The 13,518-nt window shown below is 62.5% G+C and carries 10 protein-coding genes; 7 read left to right on the forward strand and 3 right to left on the reverse strand.

The window, feature by feature from the left end:
- Positions 1-7 precede the first annotated feature (7 nt).
- Both P3T25_RS41170 and P3T25_RS41175 read right to left on the reverse strand, forming a co-directional pair.
- Complete coding sequence (locus P3T25_RS41170) at positions 8-1,597, reverse strand: tetratricopeptide repeat protein (protein ID WP_171926650.1); 1,590 nt, start codon at positions 1,595-1,597, stop codon at positions 8-10.
- An 88-nt stretch (positions 1,598-1,685) separates the two neighbouring features.
- Positions 1,686-2,390, reverse strand: coding sequence for an ArsR/SmtB family transcription factor (locus P3T25_RS41175; protein ID WP_154563302.1), 705 nt, complete (start codon positions 2,388-2,390; stop codon positions 1,686-1,688).
- 156 nt (positions 2,391-2,546) lie between these two features.
- Here P3T25_RS41175 and P3T25_RS41180 point away from each other — a divergent pair, with 156 nt between their 5' ends.
- From P3T25_RS41180 to P3T25_RS41190, 3 genes are all read left to right on the forward strand, one after another.
- Positions 2,547-3,926 (forward strand): MFS transporter, encoded by a 1,380-nt coding sequence (locus P3T25_RS41180; protein ID WP_429362956.1) that lies wholly within the window; start codon positions 2,547-2,549, stop codon positions 3,924-3,926.
- 516 nt (positions 3,927-4,442) lie between these two features.
- Positions 4,443-4,847, forward strand: a complete 405-nt coding sequence (locus P3T25_RS41185) for a nuclear transport factor 2 family protein (protein ID WP_266242450.1) — start codon at positions 4,443-4,445, stop codon at positions 4,845-4,847.
- A 19-nt stretch (positions 4,848-4,866) separates the two neighbouring features.
- On the forward strand, positions 4,867-6,282 hold the full coding sequence (locus P3T25_RS41190; RefSeq protein WP_171926652.1) for an NAD(P)/FAD-dependent oxidoreductase: 1,416 nt from the start codon (positions 4,867-4,869) through the stop codon (positions 6,280-6,282).
- 104 nt (positions 6,283-6,386) lie between these two features.
- On the opposite strand, the gene P3T25_RS41195 is transcribed toward P3T25_RS41190, so the two are convergent.
- Positions 6,387-7,223, reverse strand: coding sequence for an IclR family transcriptional regulator (locus P3T25_RS41195; protein WP_429362958.1), 837 nt, complete (start codon positions 7,221-7,223; stop codon positions 6,387-6,389).
- Between the two features lie 218 nt (positions 7,224-7,441).
- Here P3T25_RS41195 and P3T25_RS41200 point away from each other — a divergent pair, with 218 nt between their 5' ends.
- The 4 genes from P3T25_RS41200 to P3T25_RS41215 all read left to right on the forward strand — a co-directional run bounded on the left by P3T25_RS41200 (position 7,442) and on the right by P3T25_RS41215 (position 13,490).
- Entirely contained in the window at positions 7,442-9,103 is a 1,662-nt protein-coding gene (locus tag P3T25_RS41200; protein ID WP_429362960.1) for a GMC family oxidoreductase, read from the forward strand.
- A 206-nt stretch (positions 9,104-9,309) separates the two neighbouring features.
- Complete coding sequence (locus P3T25_RS41205; protein ID WP_154563290.1) at positions 9,310-10,614, forward strand: MFS transporter; 1,305 nt, start codon at positions 9,310-9,312, stop codon at positions 10,612-10,614.
- 144 nt (positions 10,615-10,758) lie between these two features.
- Positions 10,759-11,748, forward strand: coding sequence for an AAA family ATPase (locus tag P3T25_RS41210; protein ID WP_168435814.1), 990 nt, complete (start codon positions 10,759-10,761; stop codon positions 11,746-11,748).
- The gene (locus tag P3T25_RS41215; protein WP_154563288.1) at positions 11,748-13,490 is read left to right on the forward strand and encodes a cobaltochelatase CobT-related protein; all 1,743 of its coding nucleotides are present in this window, start codon (positions 11,748-11,750) and stop codon (positions 13,488-13,490) included. The genes P3T25_RS41210 and P3T25_RS41215 overlap by 1 nt, the downstream gene beginning before the upstream one ends.
- Positions 13,491-13,518 lie beyond the last annotated feature (28 nt).

Genomic DNA, 13,518 nt, shown 5'->3' on the forward strand with positions numbered 1-13,518 from the left:
CCCGGTTTCACGGAGCAATCTCCGGCAAGCCGGGCAAGCCATCTTCGGGCGCGAGTCTGTCGTCGACCGCGAGGCCGCGGCAGTCGGGTGCCGGAGGCGCCGTCGCTGCAACGGTCTCGATTCCGGCATGACTTCCTGTGTTGGCGACACGGGTTGTTTCGGCTTGCATGGCGACGCTGCAACCTTGCGCCTCGAGCAGCGAGGTCGAGTTACTCGCGCTGCATTCCTTGTGCAAGTTGTCGGCCCAGCTCGCAAAGCCGAGGAGCTTACTCCGCTCTTTCGGATCCCCGGCCAGTTCGGCATACCTGGCATAGGCGAGCCCCGCGTGTGTCGGATCCATCTTGATGGCGCTCACGTATTCGCGGCGCGCGCCGTTGTCATCGTCGAGCAGCTTGAGCGATTCCGCCAGATTGACGTGCGCTTCCTGGTAATCTGGTTTCAGATAAACGGCGATACGGAAATCGTCGCGCGCGTTTTGCAGGTCGGACTTCGCTTCAGTGGAATGACGGTCCGGCGCCTGTCTGGCCAGTGCCAGCCAGGCGCGGCCAATTGCATTGAATGCAGCCTCCCGTGACGAATGCAAGGCAATGGATCGTTCGAACGCGCCGATCGCCAGCTTGTGGCAACCGAGCTCGCTGAGCGCAACGCCCCAGTTATAAAAGCTCCAGGACGACGGGTATTCGGCGGACAGGCGGCTGACCGCGCTGATTTCGCCTTTGTAATCGTGGTACGCCTCGTCGATCTTCGATAGTCCGAGCAGGGCCCATTTGTAATTCGGTTGTTCGTCTCCGGCGTCGACGATGCTCGAAAATATCCGTTCAGCCTCGGAGAAATTGCAGGCTCCCTTGCCGGCGTAGCAGCGCGCCTGAGCTTCGGCCGACTCGTACGAAGCGTAGATATAGGGACTGTGCTTCTTCAGCACATCGAGGGCGAGATCGGAGAGATTTTTATCCAGATCGGCGATTGCGCCTTCGGGTGTGTCGAAACGATAAACCTGGCCGCGTTCCACCAGAGCCAGATGCAGAACGTAGTGGTCCGGGGTGCCGGTTACGCTGCCCGAGATGGTTGAAACCGGAAGCGGCAGCGCCTCGCGCACGTACTGCAGGATCGTCTTCGCGGAAATGGACGTGCCGGGCACCGAGAAATCCGGCATATCGGAATCGAGCCTGATTTCTTCTTTGGCGGAGGCGGGTATCACGTCTGCCGCGCGCTCTTCGAGGGCGATCAGATGGTCCGCGACGAATGACTGGAACGCGTCACCGGAGTAGCCGATTTTGGCGAACGCGTCGGGCACGTAGATATTTTCAATGACGGTCTCGCGTGCGGATACCAGCTTCCACAGCACGGCGCCGCCAAGGCATGCGCTGATCAGAAGCAGCAGGTTCAGCGAAACCATCCGCAGGTTGGTCGTGAAGGTTGCGAGCTTCGCGAGGCGGTCTTCGTGCGGGGTGCCCGCCTTCCCTGGCGTCGGCCCTGGTTTCTGCCCGGATTTCTGTTCTGGCTCGGGCCTTTGTCCCGTATGCGGCGGATCGGTCGGCTTGACCGCTTTCAGATGCGAGGGGCGATGAGCTCCGCGATGATGTTTCTGTGCGTGCACGTTGCCTCCCCTCGGTGAGCCGGCTTCTACAAAACGAAGCTGCGAGGCGAGGATTTAACAATTGGGCGGCCTACGTGACCTGACGCATTTAATCAGGTTCGTATGTCTCGCGCGCGATGCCGAAGTGCGTCTTGAGTCCATCCCAGCCGAGTGCCGTGACGGTCACCGACCGCGTGGTGGAGGACTTGCGCACCCAGCCCCATGCAAGAAAGGCATCCATTAGCCGGGCGCCTAACGGCCCCGCGATGTGAAACTGCCGCTCGGTCCAATCGAGACATTGGCGGGCCTGTTCCGTTTGGCCGACCGGCAGTTCGCCGATATCGATGCCGAGTTGCTGCAACCACGCGCGGCCGGATGTGGTGAGCGCGTAGTGGCGCTCGCTCGCCTCGACGATGAAGCCACGCGTGAGCATGCTCTGCGTCACGGCGATGCTGATCTGGCCCGCCAGATGGTCATAGCAGCAGCGCGCGAAACGCAGCGCCTGCGCCGAGCGATTCGGCGTATTGCGCCAGGCCGGGGTGACCGGGCCAACCGACGCGAGGCTTTCAAGCACGTGCGAAACGTGCGCGCCGGCGAGCCGGTAATAGCGATGCCGGCCCTTGCTTTCCACGCTCAGCAAGCCGCCGTCGAGCAGCTTGGAGAGGTGCGAGCTGGCGGTCTGCGCGGTCACGCCCGCCGCTGCTGCAAGTGCGCCGGCCGACATGGTGCTGCCGTCGGCGAGCGTGATCAGCATCACCGAACGAACCGGTTCGGCGATCAGGTGCGCAACACTCGAAATATTGTGCTGGCCCATTTGTTTGCAGCGTCCTTCATTGATGCGCGTTTGATGCCTGTTGGCAGGTGAAAAACCGTTCGCTTGTTCGCACTAACACTTCGATACAGCCCGAAGCATTCTCTGTGCGGGTCGCCGTATAGTCAACGGAGAACCGGGAAATAGGGGCTGAAACTCTTGAACGATGAACGTGAATATCAGAAGCGGGTATTGATCGCGACGAGCCTCAGCTACGTCATTGTCATACTGGATACGTCGATCGTAAACGTTGCGCTGGAGCCGGTTGCGGCCAGTCTGGGCTCGGATATCACCGGCCTGCAATGGGTCGTCAACGCTTACACGCTGACGTTTGCCAGCCTGCTGCTGAGTGGCGGCGCGCTAGGCGACCGGATCGGCGCGAAAACAGTCTATCTCGCCGGATTGCTGGTCTTCGCTTGCGCATCGGCGTTATGCGGATTGGCGCCGGATTTGCAGATTCTGGTAGTCGCGCGGGTATTGCAAGGCGTCGGTGCTGCACTTTTGGTGCCGTGTTCGCTGACCCTGATCAACCATGCTTTTCCGGTCGCACGGCAGCGCGCCAGCGCGATCGGCGTGTGGGCCGGATGCGGCGGTATCGCGATGGCGGCGGGACCCCTCGCCGGTGGTCTGCTGATTCACCTGCTAGGCTGGCGCAGCATTTTTCTGGTGAACGTGCCGATCGCGCTGATCGGCGCGTGGCTGACTACGCGTGTCGATTCGGTGCGGCCGGCCAGCTCGGACAGGCCGATGGATGTCGCCGGGCAACTGCTCGCCATCGTTGCGCTTGGCGCGTCGGTAGCCGTGCTGATCGAGGGGGCGAAGCTCGGATGGCAGGCGGGCGCGATACATGCGGGCGCGGCGATTGCGCTTGTCGCCTGGGTTGCATTCGTGCTGGTCGAGGCCAAACGCAAACAACCGATGCTGCCGTTGGGCTTCTTTCGTAGTCCAGTGTTTTCTGCCTCGGCATTCGTTTCGCTGATTTCCGGCCTGATTTTCTATGGCTTGTTTTTCCTGTTGAGTTTGTACTTCCAGTCTGCACGCGGATGGTCTCCGTTGCGGACCGGCCTCGCATTCCTGCCGTTGACCGTGATGGTGACCATCGGCAGCTTCGTGTCCGGCGCGTTGAACCGGACGTATGGCGCGCACCGGCTCGTTTGTGCTGGCTTCCTGCTGTATGCACTGGGTTTCGCCGGGCTCGTCGCGCTCGCGGACGATGCGCCGTATTGGCGTATTGCGCTTTGCTTTCCTGCAGTCGGTTTCGGGGCGGGGGTGATTTCGCCGGCGGCGACCGCCGCGTTGATGACGGCGGTAGACAAGGCGCGTGCCGGCGTCGGGGCGGGTGTGCTCAACGCGAGCCGGCAGACAGGGTCCGCTTTTGGCGTCGCGATCTTCGGTGCGCTGATGAGTGCGATCCAGCCACTCGACGCGGGGATTCGTGTGGCGGTCTATCTGGCGCTTGGCCTGTCGTTGCTGGCCGCGCTGGTCTGGAGTCTCGCTTTGGCCGTGGCGACGCGTTATGCGGGCAGTGATGCCTGGTAAGCCGCGTGAACCGCAAAAGAGAGGCGCGCTGACCGCGTTGGGCGGTATTGGCGGTCCGCCGGCTCGAACATCTCGTGAGCGCTTTGCTGCTGTGTTCCGGGCTGGTCGCCCTGGTCACGTAAGAACGACCTTGCCCTATTCGCAGGAGCGGGTGCAATGCCCGCTCATGACCCCTCATGTGGACCAGGCGATTCATTATCGCTGGTACTAGTGTACGGTGAAGCGCTGCCTCGAAAGCACACAAGTGCTGAACTAGCGTCAGCCTCGCGCCAGCTTGCCGCGATCATCGCGTCAAGCACGTCAAGCGCACTAAACCCACCAAGCCCACCAACGGCCCGAATCCGAAAACCCGGTTCCAGGCCAGTCAACCCGCGTCTCCCCGACACACGCTGCACCAGGCGAAACCAGCGCACTGGCCCTACCGTCGAGTGGTCACCAAACTTACACTTTTCCATAAGAGGTCGCCGCTTAGGCAAGCTCACGAGTCTCACCCAATTCACCAAGCAGGAGACATGCATGGCCACACCAGAAACGTCCGCATCGAAGGTCACCGCGGACACGCTCGCCGCATTTTCCGCCGCGTTCAATCGTCACGATGCGAACGCGCTAATGGGCTTCATGACCGAAGACTGTGTGTTCGACGCCGCCGGCGGAAGTGAAGTCTATGGCGCGCGCTTCGTCGGTCGCGACGCGGTGCGCGCGGCGTTCGAAACAGTCTTCAAGACTTTCCCGGATGCGCATTGGGGAAAGGGCCGTCACTACGTAATCGGCGAACGCGGCGTGTCCGAATGGGTATTCACGGGGACGCATGCGGAAGGCTGGCGCATCGAAGCAGAAGGGTGCGATCTCTTCGAGTTCCGCGATGGTCTGATCGCAGTCAAGCGCGCGTTCCGCAAGGAACGTCCGAAGCAGAACGTTTGACGCCGACGAGGAGCTTCTCATGGAGCCAAGTGTCATCACACGGGTCGGCGAAGGTCTGTCCGCAGGACGGGATAGCGCAACACAGTATGACCCGAGATACGACCCGCTGGTCTCGCCGGGACCGGGGCACGGCAAGCAATACGCGCCGACCTACTGGGCCGCGACCGCCGGCACGCCGCCACCGGACGATGGTCCGATCATGAAAGATATCGACGTGGACGTGGCGATCATCGGCGCAGGATATACGGGGCTCGCGACGGCGCTGTGTCTCGCGCGCGAGCATGGCATCAAGGCCGTGGTGCTCGAGGCCAACAAAACCAGTTGGGGCTGCAGCAGCCGCAATGGCGGACAAGGGCAGAATGCGTCGGGACGCCTGTCGCGTTCCCAATGGATCGAGCGTTGGGGTAAAGACGTCGCGTTGAAAATGCACGACGAGATCCAGGAAGGTTTCGACAACTTCAAGTCGCTGGTGGCCGAAATCGATTGCGATCCGCAGCCGGGTGGCCACTTTCTGATTGCGCACCGGCCGCGCATGATGGACAAACTCGCCGCCGAAGCCAAAGTCTGGAAAGACGTTTTCGGCTATCCGTCCGAGCTCATCGACCAGGCGACGTTGCGCCGCGAGTACGTCAACGATTGCGAGGCGGCCGGCGCGCTCCACGAACCCGAAGGTATTGGCATCCACGCGTTGAAGCTTGCGTATGGCTATCTGCGGCTCGCACGCGAAGCAGGCGCGCGCGTTCATCCGGCGAGCCCGGTGATCGGCTGGGAAACCATCAACGGCATTCATCATCTGCGCACGCCGGGCGGCATCGTGCGGGCCCGGTCTGTGGGTATCGCGACTGGCGCGTATACGGCGCCGGATCTTCATCCTTCGCTGACGGGCCGGGTGATGCCGATCCTGTCGAATTCGATGGTGACGCGTCCGCTCACGCAGCAGGAAATCGCCGCCTGCAATTTTCGAACGACGCAGGTGCTGACCGATACGCGCACGCTGCGTTTCTACTACCGCTTCCTGCCGGACAACCGGCTGCAGATCGGCAGCCGTAGCGCGATCACCGGTGCGGATGCGCCGAATCCGCGCCACTACGAGTTGCTCATCGAAGGGATGGGCCGCAAGTTTCCGGCATTGCGCGGTGTCCAGATCGACTATTCATGGTGGGGTTGGGTGGATGTGAGCCACGACATGATGCCGCGCGTGTGCCAGCCGGATCCGAAGCAGTCGGTGTTTTACGCACTGGGCTACGGTGGCAACGGTGTGTCATATTCTCAGCAGGCGGGGCGACGCCTCGCCGAACGGATTGCGGGTAAAGGGTCGAAGCAGACGCTGCCGATCTTCACGTCCCCGTTACCCGGCCATCCGTTCGCGCCGTTCCGTCGTATTGGACAACGGATGCTCTACCAGTTGTATTTCCGGCGCGACGAGAAACCTTGAACGTGGCCTGCGTGCCGCGCCATCCGCGGCACGTTATTCGCCAGCCGTCGTGCGTCACTTGCGCGGCGTTCCCGTTCGCGCGATTCTGATCGGCCCCTCGATCTCTACTTCGTCGCGGCCACCGTCGTCGCCGCGGCAGGCTGAAGCAGCGGTCCGATGCGCACGGCGATCTCCTTGAGCATCGGCACCGCTTTCAACAGATCCTCCAGGCTGGAACGCGCCGTGGGCGAATGAACGGCCAATGCCGCGAGCACTCGGCCATCCTCGACGTTGCGCACCGGCACCGCGACCGCCACCATCCCGCGCACGAACTCCTCGTTGTCGACGCCGATGCCGCGCATAGCGAGGCGGTCGAGTTCCGCTTCCAGCAGATCGATATCGGTCAGGGTGCGATACGTCATCGATTTGAGCGGTAAGCGGCGGATGACAAGTCCGCGCTCGGCTGAGCTCATCTGCGAAAGAAACAGCTTGCCGCTGGCGGTGCAATGCAGCGGGACGCGCGTGCCCGGTTGCATATGCAGACGCAAGGGTTCACTCGTCTCGACACGCTCGACGTACAGCACGGTATCGCCATCGAGCACGGTGAGATTGCAGGTCTCGCCAAGCGACTCCACGAGCGTGCGCAGCAACGAACGGCACGCACGCGTAAACGTGCTGTTCGCGAGCGTGGTCAGGGCGAGCTGCGCGGCGCGTGGCCCGAGCGCAATCGCGCGATCGGCGCCGCGCGAATCCGGCATGTGCGTGACGTAACCGCGTGCTTCGAGCGACTCGATCAGGCGCATCAGGGTCGCCTTCGGAATCTGCAGACGTGAAGACAACTGGGAGAGTGAGGACGGCTGTCCGGCGGACGCAAGTTGCTCCAGCACGCTGAGCGCGCGCAGGACGCGGGTGTCGTCGGCGGGCTCGTGAGCGGGTGAGGGGAGATGCGTGGTGTCTCTCATTGTCCTTCCCGAAGCGGATGACGATAAATGCAGCCCGAACGGATCAGTGACAACCCGGATGAACGCGTGCGGACAGATTGAATAGTGAAACGAAAAAGTCGGTTTTCGTACCGGATTATTCAATCGTAACCGGATTTGCTTGAAGTCGAAACTGCCATCCAATAAATTGGGACGAAATGATCCGGTTTTAAAACAAAGGCAGCAGCACGGAGACATCAATGGTACGGAGTTTCGACTACGTGGTCGTCGGCGCTGGATCGGCCGGCTGTGTACTGGCCAACCGCCTCTCCGAGAATGGCCGCTACTCGGTATGCCTGCTTGAAGCCGGGCCGCCCGACCGCTTTCTGTGGATCCATATCCCGATCGGCTACGGCAAGACCATGTTTCATCCGGTCTACAACTGGGGCTTTTACACCGACCCGGATCCGAACATGCACGACCGCAAGCTCTACTGGCCGCGCGGGCGCACGCTGGGTGGCTGCAGTTCCATCAACGGGCTGATCTACATTCGCGGTCAGAAAGAGGATTACGACCACTGGGCCGCGCTCGGCAATCGCGGCTGGAGCTGGGAGGAGTGCCTGCCTTACTTCCGGCGGCTCGAACACAACGAACTGGGCGAGTCGCCGACACGTGGCCTGGACGGTCCGTTGTGGGCCTCCACGATCAAGCAGAGCCACGAACTCGTGGATGCATTCATCGCCGCATCGAATCGCCTGGGCGTCCCAACGGTCGACGACTTCAATCAGGGCGATCAGGAAGGGGTCGGCTACTATCAACTGACCACGCGGCGTGGCTGGCGTTGTTCGACGGCCGTCGCTTACCTCAAACCCGCACGCAGCCGTCCGAATCTGCAGATCGAGACCAACGCGCTGGCGTCGAAGATTCTCTTCGAAGGCACACGTGCTACGGGTGTTCGCTATGTGCAGCACGGCAGGGTTCACGAAGTGCGTGCGCACCGCGAGATGGTGCTGACGGCAGGCGCGCTGCAGTCGCCGCAATTGCTGCAGGTGTCGGGCGTTGGGCCGGCAAAATTGCTCAATGAATTGGGTATTCCGGTGGTCGCCAATCGAGCCGGTGTCGGCGAGAACCTGCAGGACCATCTGCAAGTGCGCCTGACCTATGAAGTGACGCGGCCGATCACCACAAACGACCTGCTGCACTCCTGGACGGGCCGCGCAAAGATGGGGCTGCAATGGGCGCTGTTTCGCGAAGGGCCGCTGGCTGTCGGCATCAATCAGGGCGGCATGTTCTGCCGCGCGTTGCCGGATGAGGCGAAAACGCCCGACATCCAGTTCCACTTCTCCACGCTCTCAGCCGACACCGCGGGCGGCGACGTCCACGCGTTTCCCGGCTGTACCTATTCGATCTGCCAGTTGCGGCCGGAGTCGCGCGGAAGTGTGCGGATCCGCACGAGCGACATGCGCGACGCCCCGTCGATCCAGCCGAATTATCTGGCAACCGATCTCGACCGCCGCACGACGGTTGCGGGTGTGCGTTTCGCGCGCCGCGTCGCCGCCACGGAGCCCATGGCATCGCTGATGAAACGCGAAGTGCGGCCTGGCCGGGAAGCACAAAGCGACGACGAGTTGCTGCATTTTTGCCGCGAATACGGCCAGACGATTTTTCATCCGTCCGGCACCGCGAAGATGGGCGTCGCGAGCGATCCGGGCGCGGTGGTTGACGAACGATTGCGCGTGTATGGCACGCAAGGTTTGCGGGTGGTCGATTGTTCGATCATGCCGACGCTGGTCTCCGGCAATACCAACGTACCGATCGTGATGGTCGCTGAGAAGGCGTCCAGCATGATTCTTGAGGATGCTCGCGCCGGCGACCTTTCGGCTGGGCAAGTGCAATCGCGGAGCATGGAAGCGCAATACTGAGGCAACAGCGGACGCAAAAGCAGAAACAGCAACAACGAAGCGAAGTGGCCGCAAGAAGTAAAACGATCGCTACCTGACTCGCTGCATCCGAAGTCGATAAAAGCAGCGTGCAGGCGGCGGAATTCGTGCCCCAGGAGGAGACAGACAGGGGCTTAAATGTGCTGCGTTGCCGGGACGGCACGCGGCCATCCATTGGAGGAGGCGCTATGGCAATCGATAAGCGGGTTATCCGCCGCGTTGCATTCGCGAGCGTGATTGGTGCGACGGTCGAATGGTATGACTTTTTTCTGTACGGCGTCGTCGCGGGCATTGTGTTCAACAAGCTTTACTTTCCCGCTCACGATCCGCTCGTCTCGACGATGTTGGCCTACGGCACGTTCGCTGTCGGCTTCGTGACGCGGCCGCTCGGCGGCGTGATCTTCGGTCACTTCGGCGACAAGGTCGGACGCAAGTCCGCATTGATCTGCACGTTGATCATCATGGGGGTTTCGACGGCGGGCGTCGCCTTCGTGCCGACCTTCGATCAGATCGGCATCTGGGCGCCCATTCTGCTGCTCTTCCTGCGCGTGTTGCAGGGCATCGGGCTCGGGGGTGAGTGGGGCGGCGCGGTGCTGATGGCCTACGAATATGCGCCGCCGAACCGGCGTGGTCTGTACGCGAGCTTGCCGCAGATCGGTTTGTCGATCGGCTTATGCCTCGCGTCGGGCATCGTCGCGGGCATTTCCCACCTGCTGCCGGAAGCGGCGTTTCTGTCTTGGGGCTGGCGGGTCGCGTTCGGCGCTTCGTTGCTGCTCGTGGTCCTCGGCCTCTACATCCGCATCAAGGTGATGGAGACGCCCGAGTTTCTCGCGCTCAAGCGCAACCGCCGCGACGTGAAAATCCCGTTCGTCGACATGATTACGCGCTACCGCAGTTCGGTGCTGCTCGGCATGGGCGCACGCTGGATCGACGGGGTGTTCTTCAACATCTTCGCGGTGTTCATGATCGGCTACCTCACGCAACGTCTTTCGATGAGTCGCACGGAAGCGCTCACCGGCGTGATGATCGCGGCGATGGTGATGTGCTTCTTCATCCCTTTCTTCGGCAGGATGTCGGACCTGATGGGACGCGCGCGGGTGTATCGCTGGGGCTCGCTGATCTGCGGCGCCTCGGTGCTGCCGGCGTTCTGGCTGATGGAGACGCAGGCCGGCAATACGCTGGGCGTCTGGCTCGGCGTGGTGATCCCGTTCGGCATCTTCTACGCGATGGTCTACGGTCCGGAAGCCGCGCTCTTTGCCGAACTGTTCGATCCGGAGGTGCGCTATACCGGCATCTCGTTCGTGTATCAATTCTCGGGGATCTTCGCGAGCGGCCTCACACCGATCATCGCGACGGCACTGCTGCGTCTCGACGGCGGCAAGCCCTGGTATGTGTGCGGCTACGTGATTCTGTCTGCGCTGCTCTCGGCATGGGCGGCGCGAGCGATGGAACGGCGCATGAAACCTTTCGACGGGATGGCGACCGTGCGTTGATGGCGCGGCCTGTGGGGTCGATGCAGAGAAAGCGCCGCCCAGGACGAGGGATTTTGTTTATAATAAAATGGAACAAAATGTACCGAAAAATGTAATGACCCGGCGGCGCCGAACGAACATCCCCACAGCGGGGAGGAGAATGAAGTGACTGATATCGTGACTGGCAAACCCGACAGAATGGTCGCTGTACGAACCGTTTTCGGCATCGATTCCAGCCTGATGGTGCCCGCTTTCAGCGAGCGCGACGACCACGTGCCGGAGATCGACGAGGTCTACCGCTTCAATCCGGAAGTGACACTGGCGATCCTGGCCGGCTTCAGCCGTGATCGCCGGGTGATGGTGCAGGGCTTGCACGGTACCGGGAAGTCGACGCACATCGAACAGGTTGCGGCCCGCCTCAACTGGCCGTGCGTGCGTGTCAATCTCGATGGCCATATCAGCCGCCTCGATCTGGTCGGTAAAGACGCGATCGTAGTGCGCGACGATCTGCAGGTCACCGAGTTTCAGGAGGGGATCGTGCCATGGGCATTGCAGCGCCCGGTCGCCCTGATCTTCGACGAATACGATGCGGGGCGTCCGGATGTGATGTTCGTGATCCAGCGCATTCTCGAGCGCGACGGCAAGTTCACGCTGCTCGACCAGAATCGTGTGATTCATCCGCATCCGTATTTCCGCATGTTCGCCACCACCAATACGGTGGGACTGGGCAATCTGAACGGTTTGTATCACGGCACGCAAGTGCTGAATCACGCGCAGATGGATCGCTGGAACGTGGTGGCCACGCTCAACTATCTGCCGCGCGCGGAAGAGGCCGGCATCGTGCTTGCACGCGTACCGGAACTGGCTGACGAGGCGGGGCGTGCGCTGATCGAGGCGATGGTGAGCGTGGCGGAACTCACCCGCAAGGGCTTTGCGAGCGGCGACCTGTCGACGCTGATGTCGCCGCGCACGGTGATCAACTGGGCGGAGAACTGCCAGATTTTCCATGATCCCGCGATGGCGTTTCGCCTGACCTTCCTGAACAAGTGCGATGAAGCGGAGAGGTCGATCGTGGCGGAGTATTTTCAGCGCTGCTTTGGTACTGAGCTCGAGGCCGCGGCCAACGTTGAAGACCAGGCAGCGGGCATCCGCTGATGACGTCGGACAGGCAAGCGGCGCTGCGCGCGGAGCAACGCGAGGCCCTGTGCGCCGCGACCGTGCGTGCGCTCACAGGCGACGCCACGTTGCATTACCGCGAAGGCCGTTTGTGCCGTGACCTGCGGCCTTTGCCCTTGCACGCGCCGCATCTGCGCACCGATCCGCAGCAGGACGATTTCGCGTCCCTGCGTGGCGCCGCCGACGGTGCAGCCTTGCGACTCATGCACTCCGATGCGGCGCTGCACAGCCGGCTATGCCCGACGGACCGCGTTGAGCGACTGATATTCGAACTGCTCGAGCAACTACGGTGCGAAACACAGACACCACCGGGCATGCCGGGCTTGGTGCGGAATCTGCGCGATCGTTTCGAGGCCTGGTCGCTGGCTTTCTACCGCTCCGGACTCGCCGAAGATCAGCTCGGCATCCTCCTGTACACCGTCGCACAGATTGCGTGGTCGCGCCTGACGGGTTGGCCTGTGCTTGAACAAACCGAAGGCCTGATCGAAGCCACGCGCGCGGCGATCGCGCCGGTGCTGGGCGCCTCGCTGGCAGGTTTGCGCCGGCATCGACAGGAGCAGGGCGCGTTCGCTGTCCATGCGCTCGAACTGGCGAGGCTGGTGGGTGACATGATCCGAACCGCCCGCGCCGAGGCGCTGGACGATGCGCAAGATGACCCGCAGGAAAGCGACGACAAAGCGCCGCGCACAGCGTTCTCGCTCTGGTTCGACGTCGAGGACGACGAGTACAAGGACATGGCCGTTGCGCTCACCGGCAGAAGCCGCGTGCTCGAGGCCTCGGAGCAGGGTTATCGGGCCTATACCACGCGCTACGACCGCGAGATCGCACCAGGTGCGCTGGTCCGCAAAGCCTTGCTTGGCGAGTTTCGCGAGCGGCTCGACGAACGCGTCGCTGCCCAGGGCATCAACGTGGCGCGGCTTGCGCACGCGCTGAAGGCGGCGCTGGCGATTCCGCAACGCGACGGCTGGTCGTTCGGTGAAGAGCATGGGCGTATCGACGGGCGGCGTCTCGCCCAACTGGTTAGTTCTCCCGCTGAACGGCGTCTGTTCCGGCTGGAACGAAACACGCTCATGGCCGACTGTGTAGTCGGCTTCCTGATCGATTGCTCAGGCTCCATGAAAGCGCATATCGAGCCGGTGGCGATCATGGTGGACATTCTCACGCGCGCGCTCGACCAGGCCGGTGTCACTACCGAGGTGCTGGGCTTCACCACAGGCACCTGGAACGGCGGCCGCGCCCGGCTCGACTGGCTGGCGCAGGGCCGGCCGTCTCATCCGGGCCGGCTCAATGAACTGTCTCATCTGGTGTTCAAGGACGCCGACCAGAGCTGGCGACGCGCCCGCGCCGACATTGCCGCGCTCTTCAAGGCAGACCTGTTTCGCGAGGGCGTGGATGGCGAAGCGGTCGACTGGGCATGCACGCGCCTCGTCGCCCGTCCTGAGGCGCGACGGATTCTGATCGTGATCTCGGATGGCAGCCCGATGGATAGCGCGACGGGTCAGGCCAACGACGCCTTCTATCTCGACAACCACCTCAAGGCCGTCGTGGTGCGCCATGAGGCTTCGCGCGATGTGGAGGTGCTGGGCCTGGGCGTCGGGCTGGATCTCAGTCCGTATTACCGCCGTTGTCTGGCGGTGGACCTATCCGCGCCACCCGACATGAAGCTGTTCGCGGAGATCGTGGGTTGGATCGGCGCACGCGCGCCGGGCGGCAGGCGGTGACTGCTCCGGCGGCCTGACCCCGAGTGGG

Source organism: Paraburkholderia sp. GAS32 (assembly GCF_050434225.1).
Lineage (GTDB): Bacteria > Pseudomonadota > Gammaproteobacteria > Burkholderiales > Burkholderiaceae > Paraburkholderia > Paraburkholderia madseniana.

Coding starts and splice junctions, on each gene's coding strand:
- P3T25_RS41200 (WP_429362960.1), top strand. CDS start 7,442: ATGGTACGGAGTTTCGACTACGTGGTCGTCGGCGCTGGATCGGCCGGC.
- P3T25_RS41215 (WP_154563288.1), top strand. CDS start 11,748: ATGACGTCGGACAGGCAAGCGGCGCTGCGCGCGGAGCAACGCGAGGCC.
- P3T25_RS41185 (WP_266242450.1), top strand. CDS start 4,443: ATGGCCACACCAGAAACGTCCGCATCGAAGGTCACCGCGGACACGCTC.
- P3T25_RS41195 (WP_429362958.1), bottom strand. CDS start 7,223: ATGAGAGACACCACGCATCTCCCCTCACCCGCTCACGAGCCCGCCGAC.
- P3T25_RS41190 (WP_171926652.1), top strand. CDS start 4,867: ATGGAGCCAAGTGTCATCACACGGGTCGGCGAAGGTCTGTCCGCAGGA.
- P3T25_RS41175 (WP_154563302.1), bottom strand. CDS start 2,390: ATGGGCCAGCACAATATTTCGAGTGTTGCGCACCTGATCGCCGAACCG.
- P3T25_RS41205 (WP_154563290.1), top strand. CDS start 9,310: ATGGCAATCGATAAGCGGGTTATCCGCCGCGTTGCATTCGCGAGCGTG.